General features: G+C 65.6%; 21 protein-coding genes and 2 pseudogenes. 11 read left to right on the top strand and 12 right to left on the bottom strand.

The genetic code is table 11. The features are described 5' to 3' along the window. The 5 genes and pseudogenes from H3V53_RS12475 to rhaM all read right to left on the bottom strand — a co-directional run bounded on the left by H3V53_RS12475 (position 1) and on the right by rhaM (position 4,941). Positions 1 to 1,029, bottom strand: a complete 1,029-nt coding sequence (locus H3V53_RS12475; RefSeq protein WP_336598167.1) for an ABC transporter permease — start codon at positions 1,027 to 1,029, stop codon at positions 1 to 3. Next, positions 1,022 to 2,082, bottom strand: a pseudogene (locus tag H3V53_RS12480) (ABC transporter permease). Before H3V53_RS12480 ends, H3V53_RS12475 begins: the two are co-directional and overlap by 8 nt. Beyond that, positions 2,079 to 3,608 (bottom strand): sugar ABC transporter ATP-binding protein, encoded by a 1,530-nt coding sequence (locus H3V53_RS12485; RefSeq protein WP_336598168.1) that lies wholly within the window; start codon positions 3,606 to 3,608, stop codon positions 2,079 to 2,081. The pseudogene H3V53_RS12480 and the gene H3V53_RS12485 overlap by 4 nt, the downstream one beginning before the upstream one ends. Before the next feature lie 67 nt (positions 3,609 to 3,675). Further along, positions 3,676 to 4,569, bottom strand: coding sequence for an amidohydrolase family protein (locus tag H3V53_RS12490; RefSeq protein ID WP_336598169.1), 894 nt, complete (start codon positions 4,567 to 4,569; stop codon positions 3,676 to 3,678). Between the two features lie 45 nt (positions 4,570 to 4,614). Further along, complete coding sequence (rhaM, locus tag H3V53_RS12495; RefSeq protein ID WP_336598170.1) at positions 4,615 to 4,941, bottom strand: L-rhamnose mutarotase; 327 nt, start codon at positions 4,939 to 4,941, stop codon at positions 4,615 to 4,617. Positions 4,942 to 5,088: 147 nt separating this feature from the next. Between rhaM and H3V53_RS12500 the strand changes: the two genes are divergently transcribed. Next, complete coding sequence (locus tag H3V53_RS12500; RefSeq protein ID WP_336598171.1) at positions 5,089 to 6,039, top strand: LysR family transcriptional regulator; 951 nt, start codon at positions 5,089 to 5,091, stop codon at positions 6,037 to 6,039. A 68-nt stretch (positions 6,040 to 6,107) separates the two neighbouring features. Here H3V53_RS12500 and H3V53_RS12505 read toward each other — a convergent pair whose 3' ends face one another. From H3V53_RS12505 to H3V53_RS12520, 4 genes are all read right to left on the bottom strand, one after another. Further along, positions 6,108 to 6,890: an L-rhamnose 1-dehydrogenase Lra1 gene (locus H3V53_RS12505; RefSeq protein ID WP_336598172.1), complete on the bottom strand. Its 783-nt coding sequence runs from the start codon at positions 6,888 to 6,890 to the stop codon at positions 6,108 to 6,110. A gap of 12 nt (positions 6,891 to 6,902) precedes the next feature. Continuing rightward, complete coding sequence (gene rhmD / locus H3V53_RS12510; protein WP_336598173.1) at positions 6,903 to 8,081, bottom strand: L-rhamnonate dehydratase; 1,179 nt, start codon at positions 8,079 to 8,081, stop codon at positions 6,903 to 6,905. Between the two features lie 39 nt (positions 8,082 to 8,120). Further along, positions 8,121 to 9,449, bottom strand: a complete 1,329-nt coding sequence (locus H3V53_RS12515; RefSeq protein WP_336598174.1) for an MFS transporter — start codon at positions 9,447 to 9,449, stop codon at positions 8,121 to 8,123. 109 nt (positions 9,450 to 9,558) lie between these two features. Beyond that, complete coding sequence (locus H3V53_RS12520) at positions 9,559 to 10,311, bottom strand: glucose 1-dehydrogenase (protein WP_054920894.1); 753 nt, start codon at positions 10,309 to 10,311, stop codon at positions 9,559 to 9,561. A gap of 444 nt (positions 10,312 to 10,755) precedes the next feature. Between H3V53_RS12520 and H3V53_RS12525 the strand changes: the two genes are divergently transcribed. After that, a complete protein-coding gene (locus H3V53_RS12525) occupies positions 10,756 to 11,544 on the top strand; it encodes a hypothetical protein (RefSeq protein WP_336598175.1) in 789 nt (262 codons plus the stop codon). A gap of 63 nt (positions 11,545 to 11,607) precedes the next feature. Here H3V53_RS12525 and H3V53_RS12530 read toward each other — a convergent pair whose 3' ends face one another. The 3 genes from H3V53_RS12530 to H3V53_RS12540 all read right to left on the bottom strand — a co-directional run bounded on the left by H3V53_RS12530 (position 11,608) and on the right by H3V53_RS12540 (position 16,249). Continuing rightward, positions 11,608 to 14,523 (bottom strand): CHAT domain-containing protein, encoded by a 2,916-nt coding sequence (locus H3V53_RS12530; protein WP_336598176.1) that lies wholly within the window; start codon positions 14,521 to 14,523, stop codon positions 11,608 to 11,610. A gap of 112 nt (positions 14,524 to 14,635) precedes the next feature. After that, positions 14,636 to 15,400: a glycoside hydrolase family protein gene (locus H3V53_RS12535; protein ID WP_336598177.1), complete on the bottom strand. Its 765-nt coding sequence runs from the start codon at positions 15,398 to 15,400 to the stop codon at positions 14,636 to 14,638. A 258-nt stretch (positions 15,401 to 15,658) separates the two neighbouring features. Further along, a complete protein-coding gene (locus H3V53_RS12540) occupies positions 15,659 to 16,249 on the bottom strand; it encodes a hypothetical protein (RefSeq protein WP_336598178.1) in 591 nt (196 codons plus the stop codon). A gap of 185 nt (positions 16,250 to 16,434) precedes the next feature. On the opposite strand from H3V53_RS12540, the gene H3V53_RS12545 reads away from it, so the two are divergent. From H3V53_RS12545 to H3V53_RS12585, 9 genes and pseudogenes are all read left to right on the top strand, one after another. Beyond that, positions 16,435 to 17,517, top strand: coding sequence for a toll/interleukin-1 receptor domain-containing protein (locus H3V53_RS12545; RefSeq protein ID WP_336598179.1), 1,083 nt, complete (start codon positions 16,435 to 16,437; stop codon positions 17,515 to 17,517). A 209-nt stretch (positions 17,518 to 17,726) separates the two neighbouring features. Beyond that, entirely contained in the window at positions 17,727 to 18,932 is a 1,206-nt protein-coding gene (locus H3V53_RS12550) for an MFS transporter (RefSeq protein WP_336598180.1), read from the top strand. 333 nt (positions 18,933 to 19,265) lie between these two features. Continuing rightward, positions 19,266 to 19,939: pseudogene (locus H3V53_RS12555) on the top strand (NADPH-dependent FMN reductase). Positions 19,940 to 20,370: 431 nt separating this feature from the next. Next, complete coding sequence (locus tag H3V53_RS12560; protein WP_336598181.1) at positions 20,371 to 20,589, top strand: transcriptional regulator; 219 nt, start codon at positions 20,371 to 20,373, stop codon at positions 20,587 to 20,589. A 149-nt stretch (positions 20,590 to 20,738) separates the two neighbouring features. Continuing rightward, positions 20,739 to 21,647: a ferritin-like domain-containing protein gene (locus H3V53_RS12565; RefSeq protein WP_054927177.1), complete on the top strand. Its 909-nt coding sequence runs from the start codon at positions 20,739 to 20,741 to the stop codon at positions 21,645 to 21,647. A gap of 92 nt (positions 21,648 to 21,739) precedes the next feature. Beyond that, positions 21,740 to 23,194, top strand: coding sequence for an indoleacetamide hydrolase (gene iaaH / locus H3V53_RS12570; RefSeq protein WP_336598182.1), 1,455 nt, complete (start codon positions 21,740 to 21,742; stop codon positions 23,192 to 23,194). 6 nt (positions 23,195 to 23,200) lie between these two features. After that, positions 23,201 to 23,962: a CDP-diacylglycerol diphosphatase gene (locus H3V53_RS12575; RefSeq protein WP_336598183.1), complete on the top strand. Its 762-nt coding sequence runs from the start codon at positions 23,201 to 23,203 to the stop codon at positions 23,960 to 23,962. A 139-nt stretch (positions 23,963 to 24,101) separates the two neighbouring features. Then, positions 24,102 to 25,145, top strand: a complete 1,044-nt coding sequence (locus H3V53_RS12580; protein ID WP_336598184.1) for a fatty acid desaturase — start codon at positions 24,102 to 24,104, stop codon at positions 25,143 to 25,145. A gap of 21 nt (positions 25,146 to 25,166) precedes the next feature. Beyond that, positions 25,167 to 25,952, top strand: a complete 786-nt coding sequence (locus tag H3V53_RS12585) for a phosphate/phosphite/phosphonate ABC transporter substrate-binding protein (RefSeq protein ID WP_336598185.1) — start codon at positions 25,167 to 25,169, stop codon at positions 25,950 to 25,952. Positions 25,953 to 25,974: the final 22 nt, after the last annotated feature.

A 25,974-nucleotide genomic window follows, 5' to 3' on the forward strand; every position in this document is an offset into this window, starting at 1 on the left:
TTACTGCGCAGCTTGCTTCGTCAACATTTGAGCGGCAATCAGCTTGCGGTCGCGCATCGCCCGCCAGCGCGCGACCAGGTTGGGAATCAGCACTGACGCGAGCAGCAGCGCGCCCGTCACGATGGTCAGCGTTTCGCTGGAGACGTCGTCGAGCGTCAGCGCGTTCTTCAGCACGCCGATGATCAGCAGCGACAGCAACACGCCCACCATCGACCCGCGTCCGCCGAAAATGCTCACACCGCCGAACAGCACGGCGGCGATCACGGACAGTTCGAAACCTTCGCCGTTGTCGCCGCGCGCGCTGGTGAAGTGCAGCGTGTAGACGATGCCCGCCATCGCGCTCATGAAGCCCGACAGCACGAACAGGCGCATCCGCGCTTTCGCCACCTCGATGCCCGAGAACGCGGCCGCCGTCGGGTTCGCGCCGATGGCGTAGAGACGGCGGCCGAAGGCCGTCGCCTGCAGCAGCACCGTGAACAGCACCGCGCACACGATGACGATGACAAACGGCAGCGGAATGAACGTGCCGAACAGCGTGTCCATGCCGAACGCCGTGTATCCCGCCGGAAAATCGGCAACGGCCTGATCGCCGAGCAGCACGTACGAGAGCCCGCGAAACAGCGCGAGCGTGCCGATCGTCACGGCAAGCGAGGGCAGATTCAGCTTGACGATCACAAGCCCGTTCAGCAGGCCCGCGAGCATGCCGAACAGCAGCACGAGAACGATCACGGCGGGCATCGGCAGCCCCATGTGCCACAGCACGCCCATCAGCGCGCTCGACGCGCCGAGCACGGACGCGACGGACAGATCGATCTCGGCCGCGACGATGATCAGCGTCATCGGCAGCGCCATCAACGCGATCTCCGTCAGGTCGGCGAGCACGTTGCTCAGGTTCGCGCCCGTCAGGAACACAGGCGACAGCGCGCGCCCCAGCCCGAGCGACGCAAGCAGCACGATCACCAGCAAGGTTTCCCAGCGCAGCGGCGTTTCGCGCCTGCGCGTGAGCAGCGCGGAATCGGGTTTAGCCATGATCGCGTTTCCTCATCATGCGTTTGGCGACGGAGCGGGCGAGCAGCGTATCGGCAGCGATGGCGGCGACGATCAGCGCGCCTTCGATCGCCTGCTCCCAGAACGGCGACACGTGCAGCACGACCAGCGCGATGCTGATCACGCGAGCACGAGCGCGCCGAGTGTCGCGCCGAGGATCGTGCCGACGCCGCCCGTGATCGCCACGCTGCCGACCACGGCGGCCGCCACCACTTGCAGTTCGATGCCCTTCGCGGTGCTCGCATCGACGGTGCCGAAGCGCGCCAGCCACAGCGCGCCCGCAAAGCCCGCAATCGCGCCCGACAACAGAAAGCCCGACATCACGCGACGCTCGACATTGACGCCCGCCAGGCGCGCCGCTTCCGGATTCGAGCCGATCGCGTAGTGCTCGCGCCCGGCGCGAAAATGCTTCAGGTAGAACGACAGCGCGAACAGCACGACGGCTGCGATCAGCGCGAGTGTCGGAATGCCGAACAGCGTGCCCGTCGCGAGACGCGAGTACGCTTCGGGCAAGCTGGTTGCGTTGATCTGGCCGCCGTGCACCCACGCGTAGTCGGCGCCCCGGAAGATATAGAGCGTCGATAACGTCGCGACGAGCGACGGCACGCGTCCCACCGCAATCAGCAGCGCGTTGATGCCGCCCGCGATCAGCCCGATCGCCACGCCAGCAACAAGCGCCACGAGCACGGGCATATGCGGGAACGTCACATACAGGCTGCCGACGGCATACGCGCTGATGCCCACTGTCGAGCCGACGGAAAGATCGATATGCCGCATCAGGATCACGACCGTCATGCCCGCCGTCAGCAAGCTGATGATCGCGACGTTGAGCAGCACGTCGCGCAGATTCTGCAGATTCAGAAACTGCGGCCGCGCGAGCGACGTGCCCAGTATCAGCAGGATCAGCACGATGAAGAGCGTCGTCTCGCGGCTTTTCGCGATGGTGCCGACGATGCCGCCCGGACCCGAACGCGTGCGTTGCAGCGGCGCGTGTTCGAGCGAAGCGGCGTGTGAAGTGGTCGAATGCCGGATCATGCTGCACGCCCCACCAATGCCGCCGATTGCCCGAGCGCCGCGCTCATGATGCGCTCTTCATTTGCATCGGCACGCGCGATCTCCGCGCTGATGCGGCCTTCGTGCATCACCAGCACGCGGTCGGCCATGCCGAGCACTTCGGGCAGTTCGCTCGAAATCATCAGCACGGCCATGCCTTCCTGCACCAGCTCGGACAACGCGCCATATACTTCGGCCTTGGCGCCGACGTCGATGCCTCGCGTCGGTTCGTCGATGATCAGCACTTTCGGGCCCGTCGCGAGCCATTTGCCGAGCACCACCTTCTGCTGGTTGCCACCCGACAACGTGCCCACAGGCGCTAAAGGATCGCTCGCCTTCAGACGCAGCCGCGTGCCCCAGCGCGTCGCAAGCTGCGTTTCGCTGCGCGTCGAAATCAGGCCGTGACGTACGAGCCGTCCGAGCACCGTCATCGACGCATTGCGCGCGATGCTCAACTCCAGCGCGAGCCCTTGCTGGCGGCGGTCTTCCGGCACCAGCGCGAGGCCCGCGCGCACGGCCGCCGCCGGATTGCCCATCGAAAGACACTTGCCCGCGATCTGCACTTCGCCCGCATCGACGGGATCGATGCCGAAGATCGCGCGCGCCACTTCGCTGCGGCCCGCGCCGACGAGTCCCGCGAGCGCGACGATTTCGCCCGCGCGAACGTCGAACGACACATCCTTGAACACGCCGAGACGGGTCAGGTTGCGCACCGACAGACGCACGTCGCCGGGTGCCACGTCGGCTTTCGGATAGAACGTCTCCAGATCGCGGCCCACCATCTTCGCGACGACGGATTCCGTCGTCATCTCCGCTGTGGGCGCGTCGAATACTTTCGCGCCGTCGCGCATGATCGTCACGTGCTGCGTCAACGCGAACACTTCGTCGAGCCGGTGCGTGATGAAGAGGATCGCGACATCGCGCTCGCGCAGCTTGCGCACGATCGCGAAGAGCCGCTCGACTTCGGGAAGCGACAGTGCCGCGGTCGGCTCGTCCATGATCAGCACGTTTGCGTTCAGCGACAGCGCCTTCGCGATCTCGATCACCTGCTGATCCGCGATCGACAGCCCGCGCACGAGACGCTCCGCGCGCAGATCGACGCCGAGCGACGCGAGCAAACCGTCGACTTCGCGGCGCATCGCGTCGTGTTGAATGCGGCCGAAGCGATCGATGGGCTGCCGTCCCATGAAGATGTTCTCGGCAATCGACAGATCGAAGAACAGCGTCGGCTCCTGATAGATGACCGCGAGGCCCGCATCGCGCGCTTCGGCGGGCGTCGCGAATCGACGCGCCGTGCCGTCGATGAAGAGCTCGCCCGTGTCCGGCTGATGCACGCCCGCGAGTATCTTCACGAGCGTCGATTTGCCCGCGCCGTTTTCGCCGAGCAATGCATGCACTTCACCGGGCCACAGCACGAGCTCGCCGTCCGACAGCGCGCGCACGCGCCCGAACGACTTGCTCGCATGGCGCAGTTCGAGCCTCGGCACCTTTTGAATGTGTTGCTGCACGCTCCCTCCTCGATGCTGCCGCTTCCTATGCTTCAGTGCTTCAGTGCTGCTTGCGTCCCTTGGCACTTCAGATGCGATAGAGCCGTTCGGCGTTGCGCACGAAAAGCGCGTCCTTCTCGGCCTCGCTTGCTGCGCTGACAATCGCCGCATACGCGCGCCACAAGTCGCCATACGAACCGAATTGCCTGTCGACGGGAAAGTTCGAGGCGAACATTGCGCGCCCGACACCGAACGTATCGATGGTTTCAAGCACGTAAGGGCGCAGGCTTTCGACTGTCCACTGATGATCGAACATCGCGAGCCCGCTGATCTTCACCGCGACGTTCGGACATTGCGCGAGCGCCCGCATGCCGTCGCGCCACGCGCGATAGCCGGCGACGCTATTGCGGTCCACGAACATGCCCGCGTGATTGACAATCAACTGTGTGTCGTGATGCGCTTTCGCAAGCGCAGCGGCCTCTTCCATTTGCGACGGATACAGCTGCATGTCGAATGACATCCGATATTGACGCAGGCGTTTGAAGTTCTCGCGCCATAGCGTTTCGCGCATGAAGTGGCGGCCGACGTAGTCGTATAGCTTGTCGTGATGCACGTTGAGAATCTGCCGCACGCCGCGCGTGTTCGCAAAAGCGGCGTGCCCTTCGAGCACTTCGGCGGCGTTGTCGGCGGACAGATCGACAGCGGCGACGATGCCGTTCGGCATCGCGCGCGAGCCTGGCGCATCGGCTACGGATTGCAGCCAGCGCGTCTCTTCTACAGGGTCTTTCGGGTCGTGATTGGCTTCGACATGCACGCACTTGAGCAACTCGATGTCGCCTGTGTCCTTCAGCAGATCGTCGAGCAGATAGTCGTGCTTGAGCGCGCGCGCATCGCCGACGAACGACACGCCCGGATTGGCGAGCCACGGATACTGATGCGTCTTCAGATCCCACAGATGGATGTGCGGGTCGACAACTTTCATGGCACGTCCTTCGTCGCGGGCGTGTGGCGCCGCGAGCGTCGCGAATCAGTGGATGGAATGCTGCAGTTCGAATACGGGAATGAGCGGCTCTTGCAGCGGCGTGTGATCGGGCGCCGTCTGCATGATGTCGGCCATGTAATCCCACCATTTGCGCATGACGGCGAGTTCAGGCAGGCGCTCCATCGAGTGATCGGCCGTACGCGTGAGGATCGCGAACAGGTGCTGCGTGCGCTCGTCGAGAAAAATGCGGTAATCGCGTACGCCGGCGTTGTGCAGCGCATCGACGAGTTCGGGCCAGATTTCCCGATGCCGGCGCTCGTACTCGTCGCGCATGCCGGGGTTCAGCACCATCCGGAAAGCGATTGTCTCCATGCGGGCCGTGTCTCCAGTGTCTTTGTTCACCTGTGTTTTGCCGCTCTCTTTGAAGCGTCTTCATGCGACTATAATTCGGGCGTCGATAACATCTCAATCCGTTGTTGGGATTGGGCGATACTCAAACCGAATCGCAGCGGACCTTACATGAGCCAGACTGCCGCCCCTCCCGCCCTCGTCAACCGGCTCAAGTTCAAGCATCTCGCGCTGCTCGTCGCGCTCGACGATGCCCGCAACGTCCATCAGGCCGCCGACGCCATCAACGTCGCGCAACCCAGCGCGAGCCGCATGCTCGGCGACATCGAAGAAGCCCTTGGCTTTCTGCTGTTCGAACGCAATGCGCGCGGCATGCAGCCGACGCCGCTCGGCGTCGTCACACTCGCCTACGCGCGACGCGCGCTCGCGGACCTGACGCGTTTCGCCGAGGATCTCGACGCGAAACGCAAGGGCGGTCACGGGCAGCTGACCGTCGGCGCGATCATGGGCGCCGCGCCCGATCTGCTCGCGATGGCTGTCGCCGCGCTGAAAACCGAGCGGCCGCTCCTGCATGTGTGCATTCTCGGCGAAACGAGCGATCAGGTAGTGCAGCTGCTGCACCGCCGCGAAATCGATCTGGCGCTTGGCCGCCTCACCGATCCGCTGCAGCACAACGACTTCCGTTTCGAACCGCTCGCGCGCGAGACGCTGGTGCTGGTGGTGCGGGCGGTGCATCCGCTCGCCGGGCGCGCTTCGATCACGCTTGCCGAACTCATGGACTGGCCATGGGTGGCGCAGCCGATCACGAGCCCGGCTCGCGTGCTGTTCGAAGAAGAACTGGCGAGAGCCGGGCTAGGCACGCCTGCCAATCTGACTGAGTGCGCGTCTATCTTTGCGACGCTGCAATTGCTCGAAAACTATGATGCGGTTGCGATGTTGCCCGAGTCGGTTGTCAGGGATCACGTGAGAGGCAAGTTGCTGGTTGCGTTGCCTGTCGAGATTGGCAAGAGCCTTGCGGGGTTCGGTCTCCTCACTCGCAAGGCAGAAGTTCTCGCTGAGCCGGCGCACAGGTTTGTTGAGTTGTTGCGGGTGCATTCGCAGCGGATTGCCGGGTTGGTATAGGGGCGGTTTGTGCCTTCGCCGCGCAGATGCAAAAAATCCCAAACATCGTCACAGGCAAAAGAAACGCCCTACTGCAAATTCACGAACATCCCCCCATCGACCAGCAGCGCAGCCCCCGTGACATACCGCGCGCGATCCGACGCAAGAAACGTCACACAATCCGCGACATCCTCGGGCCGTCCCAACCTCCCAAGCGGAATCCGCTTTTCGAAGTAAGCCTTCTTGGCCTCATCAGCAAGATCCTCGGCATTGAGATCAGTGGCGATCGTCCCAGGCATCACCGAGTTGCACCGAATCCCATAAGGCCCAAGCGCAATCGCGCACGACTGCATCAGCGAATGCACGCCCGCCTTCGTCGGCGTGTAATGCGTCTGCATGCCGCCGCCGACCAGCGCGCTGATCGAACTTGTCGCGACGATCGCGCCGCCCGTGCCCTGCGCCTTCATCTGCTGCGCCACCGCCTGCGTGACGAAGAACGCACCGTTCAGATTCACCGCGACCGTCGTCTCCAGCACGTCGGCGGGCATGTCGAGAAACGCATGGAACGGGCAGATGCCCGCGTTGCTCGCCAGCACGTCGACCTTGCCGAACGCATCGACCGTGCGGCGCACGAGGTCCGCGCCCGTCTCCTTCAACGCAACGTTGCCTTCGACGGCAATCACCCGACGCCCCAACGCCTCGATCTCGCCGACCACCTCCTCGACAGCGGACCGACGCTTATACGAAGCATCGTTTTCACCCCAGTAGTTGATCGCGACATCGGCGCCCTCTTTCGCGCACGCCACCGCGATCGCGCGTCCAATGCCGCGCGAGCCGCCCGTGACGATCACCGTCTTGTCTTTCAGCAGCACAGGCTTCTCCATTCAATGTTGATAAGGCCGCTCGAGCTTGCATTCGGGATTCAGGCGCACGCCGAAGCCCGGCGTATCGGGCACTTTCATGCGGCCGTTGACGGGCACCGGCTCGTCGAGCAGTAACGGCGTGAACATTGGCACGACCTGATCGGCCTTCGGCGCCATCATCAGGAACTCGGCGAACGGCGAGTTGTGACGCGTGACGACGAAGTGATAGCTGTACACCGACGACCCGTGCGGCACGACCAGCACGTTGTGCGCATCGGCGAGCGCGGAAATCTTGATCAACTCCGTGATGCCGCCACACCAGCCCACATCCGGCTGGATCAGATCGCAGCAGTTCATCTCCAGCAGCATCCGGAAGCCCCATCGCGTCGCTTCGTGCTCGCCTGTCGATACCATCATGCCGCGCGGCACGTTGCGGCGCAGTTCGGCGTAACCCCAGTAGTCATCGGGCGGCAAGGCTTCTTCGATCCACTTCAGGCCATACTCGTGCGCGGCCTTCGCGAGCTTCGTCGCATACGTGACATCGAGGCTCATCCAGCAGTCGTACATCAGCCAGAAGTCGTCGCCGACGCGGCTGCGCATCTCCGCAAGCTTCTCGATGTTCTGCTTCAGCCCCGCTTCGCCTTCGGCGGGATTGTGCTGCAACGGCAGCTTGCCGCCAATGAAGCCCATCTGCTTCGCCAGATCGGGCCGCGCGCCCGTCGCGTAGAACTGCAGTTCGTCGCGCACGGGGCCGCCCAGCAACTGATACACCGGCTCCTTGCGCACCTTCGCGAGCAGATCCCACAGCGCGAGATCGACGCCCGAAATCGTGTTCAGCACGATGCCCTTGCGTCCGTAATAGAGCGTCGAGAAATACATCTGATCCCACATCTTCTCGATGTCGGTGACGAGCCGTCCTTCGAGAAAGCGCGCCAGATGCTTCTCGACGATGAACGCGCCGATCTCGCCGCCCGTCGTCACCGCGAAGCCGACGGTGCCGTCGCTCGCTTCGATTTCGACGACCAGCGTACCCAGCACGTTGATGCCGAAAGACTGGCGGCTTTGCCGGTATTCGGGGTAGCGCGCCATCGGCGTCGAGATGTGATCGTCGATCCAGTGTCCGCCGGCCTGATCGTGATAATCCGCGCCGCCGCCGCGGACGACGAAGGCACGCACGTGCCGGATGGTGGGCATCGCCATGTTGTTGAGCTCCGTTCGTGGTTTGCGCGCGCCACGCTGTCAGCGGGCGCGATGAATCGGTTGTGAGAACGCGGGGGCTTCGCGCCCGGCGCCCGGACGCACCACGGTGCCGATCAGCAGCGCGGCGGCGAAACTCGCCGCGCCGAGCAGCAACAACCCCGCCGACGTCGACTGGAATGCGTGCTCGGCGCCCGTGCGCAACGTCGGCGCGATAAAGCCGCCAAGGCTGCCCAGCGAGTTGATCAGCGCGATGCCGCCCGCCGCGGCCGCGCCCGTCAGATAGCGCGTCGGGAACGTCCAGAACAGCGGCTGCGCAGCGATGAAGCCGCTCGCCGCGCAGCACAGCGCGAGCAGCGCCACGAGCGGACTATGCGCGAGCCCCGACACACCGATCCCGCATCCCGCCAGCACCAGCAGCGCGACAGCCCAGCGCCGATGCGCACCCGTCCTGTCCGCGCGGCGCGGCACGTACCACGTCAGCGCGAGCGCGCAGACCCACGGCACGGACGCCACCATGCCGACCCGCAAGCCGACCGCCTCGCCCATCAGCGCCGCGACCTGCTGCGGCAAATAGAAGATCACGCCATACACGCTCATCTGGATCAGCAGATAGATCGCCGACAGCAGCAGCACACGTCCGTCCAGCAAGGCAGCAACGATATTGCGCGGACCGTGCGCGGAGGCGGCGCGCGCATCGTCGTCGAGGGCGGCGCTCAGAGTCTTGCGTGCCGCGGGCGTGAGCCAGCGCGCGTCGTCGGGCGTGTCGTCGAGATAGAAGAACGCCCACACGCCGACCACGGAAGCGAGCGCGCCTTCGATCAGGAACAGCCACTGCCAGCCCGCCAGATTCAACAGGCCGTGCAGGTCGAGCAGCAGGCCCGACAGCGGACTGCCGAACATGAACGCCAGCGGTGCGCCGAAATAGAACACGCCGACTGCGCGAGCCCTCGCGGACTGCGGAAACCAGCGCGTGAGGTAATAGATGACGCCGGGAAAGAAGCCCGCTTCCGCGACGCCCAGCGCGAAGCGCAGCACGTAGAAAGCCGTCGCCGTGTGCGCGAGGCTCATCGCCGCCGACACGATGCCCCACGTGACCATGATGCGGCACATCCACATCCGCGCGCCCACGCGATGCAGCAGCAGATTGCTCGGCACCTCGAACAGCGCATACCCGACAAAGAACACGCCCGCGCCGAACGCGAACGCCGCGTTCGAAATGCCCGTGTCGTGCTGCAGCGCCCTTTGCGCAAAGCCGATGTTCGCGCGATCGAGAAACGCCAGCACGTACATCAGCAGCAGAAACGGCAGCAGACGCCGCATCACCTGGCCGACGATGCCGTCGAGCGATTCCTGGTGTGGTCCGTTCATGGTGTCTCCTGTAGGCGAACGCCTGCCTTCGCGGAATGCATCGGCGGTGCGCCGCCATCGTCTCGACCGAGGCGCGCGGCCGTTGTGCGTGGCCGCGCATGCGGCGCGTTTAATACGTTGCGCGGCCGCCCGACAGGTCGAACACGGCGCCCGTGCTGAACGCGCAGTCTTCCGATGCGAGCCACAGGATCAGCGAGGCTGCCTCGTCGGGCAGCAGGAAACGGTTCATCGGAATCTTCGACAGCATGTAGTCGATGTGCTCCTGCTTCATCGAATCGAAGATCTCGGTTTTTGCGGCAGCGGGCGTGACAGCATTGACAAGGATGTTCTTCGTCGCGAGTTCCTTGCCAAGCGACTTGGTGAGACCGATCAGCCCCGCCTTCGACGCGCTGTAGTGCGACGCGTTCGGATTGCCCTCCTTGCCCGCCACGGACGCGATATTCACGATGCGCCCGTAGCCCTGCCTGAGCATCTGCGGCACGACGGCGCGGCACGCCAGATACGGTCCGATCAGGTTCACGTCGATCACGCGGCGCCAGACGTCCGGCTCGAGTTCCCACGTCGCGCCGTTGCCGCCCGTGATGCCCGCGCAGTTGATCAGCACATCGATCGCGCCATGCGCGGCCAGCGTGCTCGCGACGGCCGCATCGAGTTCGGCCTCGCGGGTCTGATCGACGACGAAGGCCGACACCTTGCCGAGTTCGCCGAGTTCGCGCTCGCTGCGCGCAAGCCGCTCGCTGTCCACATCCCAGAGCGCGACGGCCGCGCCCGAGCGCAGCGCGCGCTGCGCCACGGCATAGCCGATACCCCGCGCGCCGCCCGTAATGACGACCACGCGGCCCTCCAGATCGATTCGATTCATCGTTGCGCTCCTGTGCTCCCGATGCGCGGTGCGATTGCCCGCGCATTCGTCGTTGTTGGACCGGCGCTCGCGCACGGCCGTCGGTGTAGGCAATATAAAGCGCCGCCCGATACGGGAACAATCCGACTGTCGGATGAGGCGATAACAAAAGCGGATCGGCGCCGCGAACGGGCGCCGGAAGGCGACGCGGCGGGCCGCCTGCTTTGCATGTCGATGTGTTCGCTAGCGCACGCGCGATTGGATTCGCGCTTCGGACAAAGCTTCGGACGAAAAATATCTTCCAACGGGCGCGCTTGACCTAACCTGATTGAACGCCCCGCCGGCGCCGCCGCGGCCATGATCGCCTGGCCGCGCGATGCGCGCACCCGCACGCAGTCTTCACGCGACGTACGTCCGATTCGTCTTGTTCACGCAGCCCCTCTTCTTCGTTATGGGAGTCTCGTCATGAGCGCTTCGACCCTCACTCAGGCAGCGGCCTTCGTTCAGGATGCCAGGCTTCCCAGTGTGCGACGCGGCGGTGCCGACACGCTGGACCTTGCGCCGCCCGCCTTTGACGCAAGCAAGGATCAGGCGATCGTTGCCGGTTCGGGCGTCGTCTCGTTCAAGTCGGGCATTTCGGCAAGCCGCCGCCAGGCAGTCGCCGACTCGCTGTTGCTCGCGCAACTGGTGCTCAAGCACGACAACATCTCGCCCGACGATTCGGAAAACTGGTACCGAGGCTACGGCCGCGTGCTCGCCAATCTCGGCTGGCTCGTCGAGACCTGCGAGATGACGGCCTATGAGTCGGGCGGTTCGGACATCGACGTCCACCAGGCCCTGCTCAGCGTAGCGGCCGCGCTGCTCGGGCCGGGCGCCGTCGCCGCCGCGCCGCTGATCGACGCCACGCTGAAGGCGTTGAGTTCGATGGACACGTCCACGCCCTGGATCAAGCTGTTCAATCGCGAAAGCCGCCGCACCACGGCAGCGAGCTTCCAGATCGCGCTCGCCGATCCCGGCCCCGCCGATGCCGGCGACAGTCTCACCGTGTCGCTGATGGCGTTTTCGCTGACGGCCAACATGAATCTGACGCAGGTGCTGTTCGTCAAGGTGCGCAACAACCAGGCCGAACTCAAGCGCCTGTCGACCAAGGCGGCGATCAACCTCGCCGTGCTCGACGGCGTGCAGGGCACGCTCCAGCAGAAGGTCGCGAGCTTCACCAGCAACTATCTGAGTTCGCTGCCCGATCTGTCGTAACACGCGCAAACCGGGCGCCGGGCGCGCCCGGCGCGGGATCAATCGGCGCATCGGCCGTACGCGTCACGAACGCGTGCAGGCCGACCATCCTCGGAGCAGCGTCAGCAGTTGCACGGCGGCCGCTTTCTCGTCGTCGGACGTGGACGGCTGGCTCACGTAGCGGCCGAGCACGAACTCGCATTGATCGAGCACGGAACTCCAGTTGCTGGGCGCGGGCATGCGCGTGTGCAGCAGTTCGAGCGCGTGGCGGATCACCGCGAGCCGCGCGCCGAGATTTCGCTGCGCAAGGCTTTCGTAGAACGTCAGTTCGGTCATCGCGGCGACGTTCCAGAAATTCGGATCATCGTGCTGCAGGCGGTCGAGCAGCTGCCTCAGACGCTCGACGGCGCCCGCGTCGAGCGAAGCCGGTCCGGCCTCGCTCATGCGCACCATCAACTCCGCGGCGAGCCGGTTGATGAGGGGATAGAACTCGTCGGTCGCGCCCTGCGTCTTGCCGAGTTCTTCGGCCTGGCGATACATGTCCAGCATGTTCCCGATCGCGTCCGACTCACCCGCGCCGTTGCCCGCCACGCGCTCGACGAGCGCCATGCGCTTGTGCACGCCGCCGCAGATCGCGAGCCGGTCGACGCTCTGCTGCACGCCCAGCAACAGGCGCAGCAGCCGCAGGCTGTCGTCGATCTGGGCGCGCGCCGCGGCGATGTCGTCGGGCGACACGGCGCCTTGCGCCGCGTTCGCCACCTTCGCCTGCAAGTCGGTCCACGCGCGCTTCGCCTGCAGGCTGGCCAGTTGTTCCGTCGCGCCGAAGGTCGTGCAGCGGCCGCCTTGACCGACCGCCTTGCGAAACCATTCGACTGCCTTCGCGTCGTCGCGCCGCGCCGCCCACGCCTTGCCGAAGGCTTCCGCAACCTCGCCCTGTCCGCTCCAGCGCTCGCCGAAGGCGTCGTCGAGCCAGGCGAGCGGATTGGACGACGCCGACGCGTCGAAGCTGGCGTTCGCCGTCAGCTCTTCCAGCGCGAGCACGAGCGATCCCGACGATGCGATGCCCGCATAACGTTCGCGCGGCGACCACGTGCGCACGCCGATTCCGTCCGAAGCGGGCTCCAGCGTCCAGTTCGCATCGCCGTAGCACTGGTAGGCGGCCCACGTGTTGCCGCCCTGGCCGTTCATCCATGCCGCCCGGCGCGCCTCGTACACGGCGTCGAGAAACCGCTGCCCAGCGAAGATCTGCTGATAGAACGTGGTCGCGAACAGCTTGGCGGGATCATCCTCGACGGCCCAGCCCGCCGCGATCACACACTTCACGCCAAGGGAAATCAGCGCTTCCGCGACGTTGGCGGCGTAGCGCGGGCGATCGTAGGTCGTCACGGCGGCCGGCTTGAGCAGCTGATCGCCGCTGCGCGCCGCCAGATAGCAGCAGTTCACGAACACCAGCTCGGGCGTGCGCTGCAACATGCCGATCTCGCGCGGCCCCAGAAAAATCCCGTCGGACAGCACCACGCCGCGGCGGCGGTCGGCGCCGGCATCGACGGGATGGTCGCCGTCGGCGGGCGGCTCGCCGTGTCCGGCGATATGCAGCATCCGCCAGTCGCGTTCGAGCAGCGTGCTGATCACCGTGCGCGCATCCGGGCCGCGGTCGTCGGCGGTTCGGGCGAAAAGCTCGCGCACGCACGTCGCGTCGCGCGCGGCTTCCACGATATCGGCGACGGCTCGCGCTTCCGCCCATGCGCCCGGCAGCGCGGGATAGCGAGGATCGTCGATAAACGGCTCGCCGATGACGAGAATCTGCGCGTCGCGGCTCGCATCGTCCACGCGCGGCGGCACATTGTCGACGCGCAGCTTGCGCAGCAGCTTGGCGCGGATCGCCCACGGCGGCGTCGGCTCGACGGCGGGCGTTGCCTGCTGCACGAAAGCGGACGCGCAAGCGGGCGCCGTGTCGAGCATCTCCCACGGAATGCCCGCCGTCCCCCTGTCGACTTCGATCTGCATCTCGGTGCCGCCCGCGAGGAACGGCCGCATCTCGCGCGGAACGATCAGTTGATAGAGCACCTGTCCGATGGTCGGGTCGGCGTTGTCGGCGCTCGATGCCGACTTGACCAGCTGCGCGAGCAGCCGCCCCTGCGCCGCCGTCGCGCGCACTTCCGTGCGGGCGCGCCGCGTGTCCAGCGTGTAGACGATATTCGTCTCGCCGTCGCTGTCGATCTGCGTCACGGCGCTGATGAGGTCGTAGTCGGTGCCGCGATAGCTGCTGTCGAGGGGACGCGTGAGCCCGCCCAACCCGTCGATCACGGCATCGCCGATCAGATAGCAGCCCGGGTTGGCGGCATCCAGCAGCTTGAGCGAGCGCCATGCGTCCGTCGAGCGGTCCATGTACAGCTCGACGAGCCGCAAGTGGCACACGCACGGCCACTTCGCCCGCGCGAGCCGCAGGTTCGCGTCGCGCACGCCTTCGGCAACGAGCCGCGCGGCCTGTCCCGCCGCGATGCCCGTGCCGCCGCTGCCGATCAGCGTCGCGGCGAGCACGAAGGACTCGCCCGAGCGCTCGCGGATCTCAGCCAGGCTTTGCGACCAGGCGATCACGCCGAGCCGCACGGTCGTCTCGAGATCGCCGGCGCGAAGCTGCCCTTCGCTGCCGAGCCCCACGACGATCACGCCGGCGGGACGCGGCAGCTGGAACGGATCGGGCGACCGGAAACCGGCGTTGACGAACACCTGCTGGCTGCCGAGATGCTGCGGGTAGCGCCCCAGGCGGATCGAGGTGCTGAGCGCGCCGCCGATCAGCCCGTCGACGATGGCTTCGGCGCCCGTCAGCGATGCGTCGCGGTAATGGCCGAGCAGCAGCGGCTCGTGAATGAACTGAATGTTGCCGTTGATCACGCTGATTTTCAGGCGTGTGTCGTCGGCTGCGGCCGGCTCGCACGCAGGCTGCGGCGGCAGATTGGCGAGCGCGTCCGGCGACGCGACGGAATCGACATTTTGCACAGGTCACTCCTTTGACGACGGCGCGCTGCTCGCGCTGCTCGCGCTGCGTTGCGCCCGTCGCGTCGGCGCGGCGCGTCCACCGTCAAGGCGCACGCGCTGCCACGCGCGCGCATCAGCCAGCGGGCTGGCCCAGCCCTTCCTCGAACAGCAGCGCCTCCAGCTCGCGCCGGCGCACGAGGCCCTGCAGATTCGGCTGGCCGCTCCACAGCCGCTTCATCGAGCGAAACTGCGTCGGAATGTCCTTGAGGTTGCCGTTCGCGACATCGGCGGCGATCGCGCGCATTTCCGTGTAACGGTCGCCCTGCGCTGCGAACGACGCACCACGGTTATAGACCAGCGATACGAGCGCGCCGAGGCAATCGGGCGTGAGCGTCGCGGCGCGCGGCAGCGCGGCGACCGTCTGCGCGACGGTGCGCTGCAGCGTCACGTTCCTGAACACGGCATTCGCCGCCGCGAACGGCACGCTCACCGACTTCACGTTCGGCAGCGCATGCTGCGCGGCCGTGCCCTTCATTCCGCACACGCCCGTCAGCGCAGCGATGTCGGCGGGCGCGAGTTGCGCGGTGCGCCAGTCGTCCGACATGCGCTGCGACGTCACGTACCCGAGGTCATAGCCAATTCCGATGGTGCAGCCCGACTGCCCCTGCGGCCAGACAGGATGCACGTACAGGCGGTTGTAGACGGTCTCGCTCGTGACCTCGAACGCGACGATCAGCTCCACGGCGCGGTCGGACACGGCGGGCAACGCTGCGCGCAGCACGGGCAACGTGACGGGATTCGTCTCATCGTATTCCTTGCGCTCTTCGTTCGCTGCCGCGTCGCCGAGCAGATCGGGGGAACTGATGGTTTGCGCAAGCAGCGTGTCGAACGCATTCATGACGGAACTCCCGAAAGCGCGATAAGCCAGCCGCGACAGCGCGCCACTTCACGTGCTGGTCAGGCGTCGGCCTGTACACCCAAGGCTTCAATGAGCATAGCAAAGCATGCTGCATTGCCAAGACGAAATAGCGCGTTTTGCGGGCTAGCGCACAGAACGGTGCGTCGCGATGTGGCGCGATGTGACGCGAGCACTGCACGATGACGCGCGATGACGACGCGCCCCGCACCCGTGACGGACCGCTTCAGGTTGCGGACATCATTCGTCCGCGCGCGTGGCGCACGCGAGCGCGCCGATGTCGATTCGCCTCACGTCGCCGTGGACCGCGTGCACCTGTTGGACGAGATGCTCGGTGCCGCCGGGACCGTCGCCGGGCTTGCCGTCCCAGACGCAAATGAAGCGCAGCGCGCGCGCCGTAATCTGCTCAGCCTGCGACAGCATCAGCAGGTTGTTGCGCGCGAACGGATCGTCGCCGGGTTGCAGCGGGCCCAATACGTCGTCCGCAACCATGCACCCCGCCGCATCGATCACGCGACGAAAAAGCGCGACCCAACGCTCGCCGCCGAATGCGACGGACTGTTTAAGGAACTCGCGTTCGCGAAACGGAAGATAGATGCGCAGCGTCATGCGCCGATCGAGCGCCGCTTGCGCGAACAGCAGGTCGCTGCCGCATGCGGCGCTGCACACGCCGATGTCGGCGCAACCCGCGCCGATCGCGTCGAGCTCGCCGGCAATCGCCTGCGCGACGCGGCTTTCGAGACGCGCGGGAAAGCGTTCGGCGCGCCGCCCGGGCGCGTCGATCATGTGCCCGCAGAACAGGACAACCTGGCCTTCGATTCCCGTGGTCATGCGATGTCCGTTTCGATGATGATCGCCCGATCGGGCGCGGACAAGTATGGACGGCGCCGCCCCATCGCGCAACGCGGCCCGCGGGTCATCGCCGGTTCGCACGACGCCGATTGCTCTGCTTTAATGAAAATGCTCTTGAATTGCACGCATGGCTCGCCGTTCAACCGGTACGGAGGATTCATTCGATGCAGCCCGTCTTCATCAGTTATCGGCGCGACGACACGGAGGGCCAGGCGGGACGCCTGTTCGAATCGTTGCGTGACGCATTCGGCGAGCACATGGTCTTCATGGACGTCGAGACGATCGAACCCGGCGCCGACTTCCGGCGCGCGATCGAGTCGAATATCGAAAAATGTTCCGTGCTGCTGTCGCTGATCGGCCGCACATGGCTGACTGTCACCGACAAGCAGGGTCAGCGGCGGCTCGACGATCCGAACGATTTCGTACGGCTCGAAACGTCGTCCGCGCTCAAGCGCGGCGTGCGCGTGATCCCCGTTCTCGTGCAAGGCGCGACGATGCCGCGGGAAGCCGATCTTCCCGCCGACATCAAGGAGCTCGCCTATCGCAACTCCGTCGAACTGACGCACGCGCGTTGGGATAGCGACGTGCAGTTGCTGATCAACGCGCTGCGCGGGCCAGGTGCCGACGCGCCGACTGCCGCCGCGCCGTCTGCGGCCACAGTCGCGCAGTCGTCGAACGATAGCCACGGGAAAAGCCCCGCGCGCATCTGGGTGATGGGCGGCGCAGTCGCGGCCATCGCCCTGACAGGCGCCGTGCTGCTGAAAGTGACGGGCACCTCGCGCGACGCAGGCACGGGCAGCACGACGTCGACGCAGCAGCGCGCCGCGCTGCCTTCCACGTCGGAGCCCGCTTCCGTCCCCGTGCCCGTCTCCGTTTCCACGCCCGCTGCGACGGCAACCGACCAGCCCGTGCGCGAAGGCGATCAGGTCGTGTCGAAGAAGGAGCTGCAGCGGCGCGCGCACATGCGCGGTGCCTGCGTGAAGCCGTTCATCTGGCGCGAGGCGCAACCGGGCGACAAAGTCTGCGTCACGCCCGACACGCAGACGCGCATTCTCGCGGAAAACCGCGCCGCCACCGACAACCGCTCGCCGACGGGCGGCACGTATGGACCGAACACCTGCAAGAGCGGCTTTGTGTGGCGCGAGGCGTTTGATGGCGACACGGTTTGCGTGACCCCGGAGTCGCGCGAACTGACGGCCGTCGACAACGCGCACGCGCTGCAACGGATCGTGCCATTGCCGCAGTGAGTCGGTGACGTGAAGCGCTGACGTGAAGCGCTGACTTCAGTCGACAAGGCCTCGCGCGAATTCGTGCGATGCGCGCCGTGATCGCATTCCATTCGGCGCTACAAACCGACGACTCTTCCCCTCCGTAAATGGACAGGCCCGCGCTTGCGCGCCGGGTCGCGCCGTTTCGCGAGATATGATTCCCATCATCCTTCTCACGAAAAGACCCGATGCAAATCGAACCGCAGGCCAGTGTCATTCGACAGATTCCGCGCAGCGTATGGGTCCTTGGCTGTGTCAGTTTGTTCATGGATGTTTCGTCCGAGATCGTCCACAGTTTGCTGCCCATGTTCCTGATGGCGAGCCTCGGCGCCAGCGCGACGACGATAGGCATCATCGAAGGCATTGCCGAGGCCACGGCTCCCGTCGTCAAGGTATTTTCCGGCACGCTGAGCGATTACTTGGGCAATCGCAAGTGGCTGGCCGTCGCCGGATACGGGCTTGGCGCGTTGAGCAAGCCGCTTTTTGCCATTGCGCCAACTGTCGGTGTAGTGGTCGCGGCTCGTGTCATCGACCGCGTCGGCAAGGGCATCCGGGGCGCGCCTCGCGACGCGCTGGTTGCCGATGTCACGCCGCCGCATCTGCGCGGCGCGGCGTTCGGTCTGCGGCAGTCGCTCGACACGGTCGGCGCTTTTCTCGGACCGCTGCTGGCCGTTCTGATCATGCTGACGTGGGCCGATAACTTCCGGCTTGCGTTCTGGCTTGCTGTTGTGCCCGGACTCGTTGCCGTCGTCCTGTTGACGCTTGGCGTATCGGAACCCGTGCGCGAACCGGGTGCCAGGAGGGTCAATCCCATTCGGCCGGAGAGTCTCAGGCAGCTGGGCGCGAACTACTGGTGGGTGGTTGGTGTGGGCGCCGTCTTCGCTTTGGCACGATTCAGCGAGGCGTTCCTGGTTCTGCGCACCATGGGAAGCGGGGTGCCGATTGCGCTGGTGCCCCTCGTGATGGTTGCGATGAATGCCGTCTATGCCTTATCGGCCTACCCATTCGGCAAGCTCGCCGACACGACGAGCCACTCGCGACTGTTGGTGGCCGGCCTGATCGTGCTGATCGCATCCGACGTCGTGCTTGCGCACGGCACTCACTGGAGCATCGTGCTCGTCGGCGTCGGGCTGTGGGGACTGCACATGGGCATGACGCAGGGGCTGCTTGCCACGATGGTGGCACACACGGCGCCCGCACAACTGCGCGGCACGGCGTTCGGTTTTTTCAACCTGTCGAGCGGAGTTGTGACGCTGATTGCCAGTGTCATCGCTGGCAGGCTGTGGGACCGTCTCGGCGCGGCCACCACCTTCTACGCGGGTGCAGTGTTTTGCGCCGTCACCATCGCGCTGCTTTTGCTCCGTCCGACGCCGCATTCTGCCGAAGCCCGCTGAGCTGGGCATGACCAACGTCGCCGAACAAAAAAAGCCCCAGCTTCTCTCGAAGCCGGGGCCAATCCCATGTCAAGGAGTTTTCATGGAGGAGACGCCTCGATGTTAGCGGGCTTGCAACCGCGTTCCAACGAAGCCTTTTGCACATGCATTTCACGCCAATGCACGCGGCCGATAACCCTGATGCCGTTATATCGTTAGAACAAAAAGTCGTTTCCCGCTGCTAACATCGGTCACTAAGATGGCGATTCAGGCCTTGGGCCGTTCGCGTGCAAAAGATGCCACGCGTGTCCAACATGCATCCGGCCGGCCGCCACAGCAGCAAGGAGCTTCAAGTTGACCCGTTTCGATCACAACCGCCGCCCGCTCGTCGTCGGCATCGGCGGCACCACGCGCGCGGCCTCGTCCACTGAGCGCGCACTCGCTTCGCGCTGCGCGGCGCGGAGCAGGCGGGCGCGCGCACGCGCCTGTTCGGCGGCGCATTTCTGCACAGTCTGCCGCACTACGCACCCGAAAGCGCGCAACGCACGGCCGAACAACTCGAACTGATCGAGGCTGTACGTCAGGCGGATGCGCTCATCATCGCGACGCCCGGTTATCACGGCGGTGTCTCGGGCCTCGTGAAAAATGCGCTCGATACGCTCGAAGAGTTGCGCGCCGACGACCGTCCGTATCTCGACGGCCGCGCGGTCGGCTGCATCGTCACGGCTTACGGATGGCAGGCGGCCGGCTCCGTGCTGACTTCCCTGCGCTCCATCGTGCATGCGCTGCGCGGCTGGCCGACGCCTTTCGGCGCGGGCATCAATACGCTCGAAACGCGCTTCGACACGGCCGATAGCTGTTCCGATCCGAAAGTCGTCGAGCAGTTGTCGACGGTCGGGCAACAGGCCGCGCAATTCGCGCTCGCGTTCCGCTCGCACCATGCGGCGAGCGCGTCCGGCGTCTCGGCGTTGCCGGCAGACCACGACGACGACACGCGCAGCGGCCGCGTGCTCGCGCTCGCCAACTGATTCCCGCTGTTCCGCTGGACGATTTCGACTGAACGCCGCGCGCCGCCAGGTGCGCGGCGTTTGCTCGTGTGCCATTCCGTTGCATCGTCGGCGCCGGTAGGCAATTGCACGAGCGGCGCGCGCGTTGCTGCGTGCGCTCCCGAACATCTGTTCGCCCCAATGGTGGCTTGAAATTCGTGGCCTGCATCGTGGCCCAAGCAACAGACGCAGCCGCAAGGGCTGCCGCATCATCGCCTCATGCATGTATGACGCACGCGATACCGCCACATCCAGATCCTGAAGACCGTTCCCGGCCGCCCGTGATTTGCTTGCGACGAATGATTGGTTCACGCGCCCGGCGGCCCGGCCTACGCTAGTCCCTGCCCGCCCTGTTGACCGATCGACGCGTCGCGAGCACATCCGCCGTGGGGAGGCGATCGCACATGAGACACATGAACCGACATATCCGCTATAAAGGCTACGAAGTAGCCCCCGCGGCGCAGCGCCTTCCGAACGGGCTGTTCGCCGCCAATCTCACCATCGAAAAAGCCACGTCCGCCAACGGCACGCACGCCTACTCGTTCGACGCGCTCGACTATTTCTTCGACGAAGAGCACGCGCTCGCCTATGCGTGCCGCTGGGGGCGTCTGTGGGTCGACAGCCGTCAGTAAGCCCGGAGCGGGTTGCGCCACCTTGCAACTTTTGACGCGATGCCGCGCGAAACCTCGCGCGCCAGCGCGGCGCATGCCCGCTCAACGCCACAAAATGACGGGGTATGACAGAATAGCCGGAATAACTCGCCAAAAGTTCTCCGCCTGACATGTCAGACACCCTGATAACAGAAGCCGAACACGATCATGCGCTACGTAACTGGACATTCGATGCTTTCGAAGGTCACGCGCGCATGCGAGTCGGGTCCGAGGCGCACAAGCAGATGTTCTGCCGGATGCTTCTCGAAACGCACAATCCGTACAAGCCGGCCGTCATCGACTGGCCGCAATTGCCTGCCGATGCGCTCAAGCGCATCACGTCGCTGCCTATCTGGGACATCGCCGTGCAGACGGAAGGCCGCGCGTCGATCCGCGTCGCCACGTATGCCGCGCAGGTGCAAGACCCGCTGATACGCGAAGCAATCGAAATGGACGCGGCTGAAGAGGCCCGCCACAAGCACGTTTTGTCGCGGCTCGTGGCCGCGTATGGCATCGAGCTCGCGCCGGAACCCGACTATCCGGCGCCGCGCGACCCCGAATGGGCATGGATGTTCACGGGCTACAGCGAATGTATCGACAGCTTCTTCGCGTTCGGCCTGTTTCGCTCCGCGCAGTTGTCGGGCTACTTTCCCGAAGAACTGGTCGAAACGTTCGAGCCCGTCATTCAGGAAGAAGCGCGCCACATCCTCTTCTTCGTCAACTGGATCGCGTGGTATCGCCGCACGATGCCGTGGTGGCGGCGCCCGTGGCACTCGCTGCGCGTCGGCGCGATCTGGATCAAGCTGATCTGGGACCGCGTCGCGATCGCGAAGGGCATCGACTCGAACGGCGTGGCGCACGACTCCAACTTCCTGCCCGCCAACAGCGCGACGATCGGCCAGGCGCTGTCCACACGTCAATTGATCGAACTCTGTCTCCAGGAAAACGACCAACGGATGAGCGGCTACGACAAACGGCTCGTACGCCCCACGCTCGTTCCGAAGCTCGCGCGGCTTGCTTTGCGCCTGTTGCGCAAATAAGTCGCAATTGGGTCGAGCGCGCGCATCCGTGCGTCAGGACGCGCATCGCCGCCGACGCGCGTTCCGTGCGCTTCAAAAGGGAGACAGAACACATGCAATGGACCGTCGATGAACAACTCGCGCTGACGGCGACGCAAGCCGTCGCGGCGATCCGGTCAGGCCGGCTCAAGGCGACCGACTATGTCGCCACCCTGCTCGCGCGCGCGGCCGCGCTCGCGACGCTCAACGCCTTCACCGCGCTCGACATGGAAGGCGCGCTCGCCGCCGCCAAACGCATCGACGCCCTCACGCCCGACGAAAAAGCCCGCTTGCCGCTCGCGGGGCTGCCCGTCGTCATCAAGGACAACATCAACACGGCGGGTCTGCTGACCTCGGCGGGCACGCCCGCGCTCGACGGCTTCAAGCCGAAGACGGACGCGCCGTCCGTGCGCAAGCTGAGGGACGCGGGCGCGATCGTGCTGGGCAAGACCAACATGCATGAACTCGCGTTCGGCATCACCAGCGCGAATCTGGCCCCGCATGCCGGCCCCGTGCGCAATCCGTACGACCCGTCGCTGATCTCGGGCGGCTCGTCGGGCGGCACGGCTGTCGCGGTCGCCGCGCGCATCGCACCCGCCGGCCTCGGCAGCGACACGGGCGGCTCGACGCGCATTCCCGCGGCGCTGACGGGCATCGCGGGCTTTCGCCCGTCCGTCGGCAACGGCGGCGCCGAACGCCGCTATCACGATGCGAACGCCGTCGTCCCCATCAGTCACACGCGCGATACCGTCGGACCGATGGCGCGCACCGTCGCCGACATCGCGCTGCTCGACGGCGTGATCGCGGGCGACGCGGCATTGCCCGGCGTGCAACTATCCACGTTGCGCATCGGTCTGCCGCAGCCGCTGTGGGCCGATCTCGAGCGCGCGACGGAACACGTCGCGCGCGCCGCGCTCGCCAGGCTCGAAGCGGCGGGCGTGACGTTCGTCCCAGTGGCGATGCCCGACCTGCTGCACCTGAACGAGCAGACGGGCGGCCCGATCGCGATCCACGAAGCGCTCGAAGACGTGCGCGACTATCTCGTCGCGAACGACGCTCCCGTGAAAACCGTCGGCGAGATCGCGGCGCGCATCGCGAGTCCCGACGTGCGCAACATCTACGACGCCGTGCTGGCGGGCGCGCTCACGCGGCATTACCCCGACGCGCTGCACACCTGGCGGCCGCAATTGCAGCAGCATTACGCGGACACGTTCGCCGCCGAACGGCTCGACGCGCTGCTCTTTCCGACCACGCGCCTCGTCGCCGTGCCCATCGACGAAGTGAACGGCTCGTCCGTCGTGTCGATCGACGGCACAAGCGCCATCGACGAAATGACCGCCTATCTGCGCAACACCGATCCCGCCAGCAATGCCGGCATTCCGGGCCTGTCGATACCCGCCGGGCTCACGCACGATGGCCTGCCCGTGGGCATCGAGCTCGATGGTCCGCCTGGCAGCGACCGCAGGCTGCTCGCCATCGGCATCGCGTTCGAGGCCGTGCTGGGCGCGGTGCCCGCCCCTACCATCTGACACTTCATGATCCGGTCACGCATCAGACACACCGCCCGGCAGCTGGCGGCGCTCATCGTCGCGCTCGGCACATCCGGCTGCGCGATCATCGCCGCCGCCGATCCCAACGCCCTCTGGAACATCGTCGACCATCAATGCGTGCCCGCTGCGCGCGCGTCGGGCGGCGCCGGCTTCTGCACGTCCGTCGATCTGTCCAAACGCTACGCGATCCTCAAGGACATCAACGGCAACACACAATATCTGCTGATTCCGACCGACCGCGTGACGGGCATCGAAAGCCCCAGCATCCTCGCCGCCGACGCCCCCGACTATTGGGCCGACGCGTGGGCCGCGCGGCAGGTCGTGGGCAGACGCATCGGTCTGACGTTTCCGCCGAATCAGCTTGGCCTCGAGATCAACTCCGAGTTTCGTCGCACGCAAAACCAGTTGCATATCCATATGGACTGCATGCACGACGGCATCATCAAGGACCTCGCGCGCTTTCGCGCCGCGACGCCCGGCCAATGGCACTGGACCACACTCGACGGCAGCCAGTACCGTGTGATGCGCGTGCTGTCATTGACGGGCGATAACGACCCGTTTCGCATCGTCGCGCGCGACCGGCAGGGCCGCGATGCGATGGCGCAGCAGACCATTCTCGTGACGGGCGCGGGGCCCTCGGATGATGACGGCTGGCTGGTCGTCAACAGCGGGCTCGAACTTGACGACGGCAGCGGCACGGCCGAACCGATGCTCGATCACGCCTGCATGATCGGGATGCATCGGTAAACGCGCTGGGCAATTGTTCAGCTTGCCGCGCTGATTCGTTCTTTAGCCGGTTTGTTCAAATGCTTTGCCGAACAAATTGGTTCAGCGTCGCAGCACGCGCATTTAGGATCGGTTCAATTGCACCACCACCGATCCGCCGATGGCCGTTTATCTCGACGATTCACAACGCGATGCGCTCCGGCAGCGCCGCAGCAGCCTGACATGGCGCACCGAATGGCCGACGTGGCTCGTGATCGGCGCGATCTACGGCGGATGGTTTTCCGTGGCGAGCCACGCGCGCACGCTCGGTCTGGGCATCGCGCTGCCGCTGCTCGTGCTGTTCAGCGCGTGGTACATGTCGCTGCAACATGAGCTGCTGCACGGCCACCCGACGCGCTTTCCCCTCATCAACGCGCTGATCGGCTTTGCGCCGCTGGCCGCGTGGTTTCCGTATCGCGTGTATCGCGACCTGCATTTGCAGCATCACGATGATCCGCATCTCACGCACCCCGACATCGATCCCGAAAGCTATTTCGTGACGCGCGACGCATGGCGCGAGGCGGGCACGTTGACCCGCATGCTGCTGATCGCGCGCAATACGTTCGCGGGGCGCCTGCTGCTCGGGCCCGCGTTTTCGATTGCGGCCACGGCGACGCAGGCACTGCGCAAGCCGATGCATGGCGACTGGTCCGATGTGCCCGCCTGGTTCGCACATCTGGCCGCGCTCACCGCGTTGATCGTGTGGCTCGATCGCGCGTGCGGTATTGCGCCGTGGCTCTTTTTCGCGGGCGTCGCGTATCCGGCGCTGGCGCTGAGCGCAGTGCGTTCGTTTCACGAGCATCGCGCCGCCGCTTCGCACGCCGAGCGCTCCGTCATCAACGAAGCTGCGTGGTTCTGGCGCCTTCTGTTTCTCAACAACAACTATCACGCCGTGCATCACGATCTGCCAGGCGTGCCGTGGTACGCGTTGCGCGACGTATATCGCGCGCGGCGCGGCGACTATCTCGCGCGCAACGGCGGCTTCATCGTGCGCGGCTATTTCGAATGGCTGCGGCGACATGCACTTTGGCCCGTGGCGCATGCAATGCATCCTTTCGCGGACTATCTCGACCGACATGCGGCAAGCAAGGTGGCCACACCCGCGGTTCGGACGGTCGCGCGCAAACCGGCGCACAACGCAGACCCGTTCCGCGTCACAGGCTGATCCGCCATTAAAATCGCATGCATGAACTGGATCGCCGCCCTGCCGATGTACAACGTGTCCCCCGCGCTCGCTGCCGACTGGCGCGCGCTGCTCGTGGACGTGCTGCGCCAGGTCGAACCTTCGACGGAAATCGTCGAACCCGACGACCTGCACGCCTTCTGGCGGCGACCCGATCTGCTGATCTCGCAGACTTGCGGTTATCCGTTCGTGCTCGGGCTGCACGAGCATGTACAGCTGATCGCGACACCGCAGTTCGACGCGCCCGGCTGCGACGGCGCCCGCTATTCGAGCGTGCTCGTCACGCGTGCCGATGCGCCCTTCGACTCGCTGCCCGCGTGTCGCGGCGCGCGCGTCGCCTGCAACGCCACCGACTCCAACAGCGGCTACAACGCGTTGCGTCATGCCGTTGCGCCGCACGCGGTTGAAGGCCGGTTCTTCGGCGCCACGCTCGAAACCGGCTCGCATCTCGGCTCGCTGCGCGCGCTCGCCGAAGACCGCGCGGATATCGCCGCGATCGATTGCGTGACGATGGCCTTCGCGCGCGACGCCTTTCCAGAACTCACGAGCCGCGTGCGCGAACTCGGGTTGACGCGCTCATCGCCGGGCTTGCCGTTGATTGCATCGAAACGTGTGCGGCCTGAACAGATCGACACGCTGCGCGCGCTCGACGATGCGCTCGCCGCGCTGCCCGAGCGCGCGACGCGTTTGCGGCTTAAAGGCTTCGCGCATTTGCCGCCCGAAGCGTACGACAGCATCCGTCAAATGGAAAACGAGGCGCGCGTAGCGAACTACGCGCGCCTCGCATGACGCCGGACGCTTTTTAAGGCGC

Origin of the sequence: Paraburkholderia bengalensis, assembly GCF_037126505.1 — a bacterium.
In the GTDB taxonomy this organism is placed as follows: domain Bacteria; phylum Pseudomonadota; class Gammaproteobacteria; order Burkholderiales; family Burkholderiaceae; genus Paraburkholderia; species Paraburkholderia bengalensis.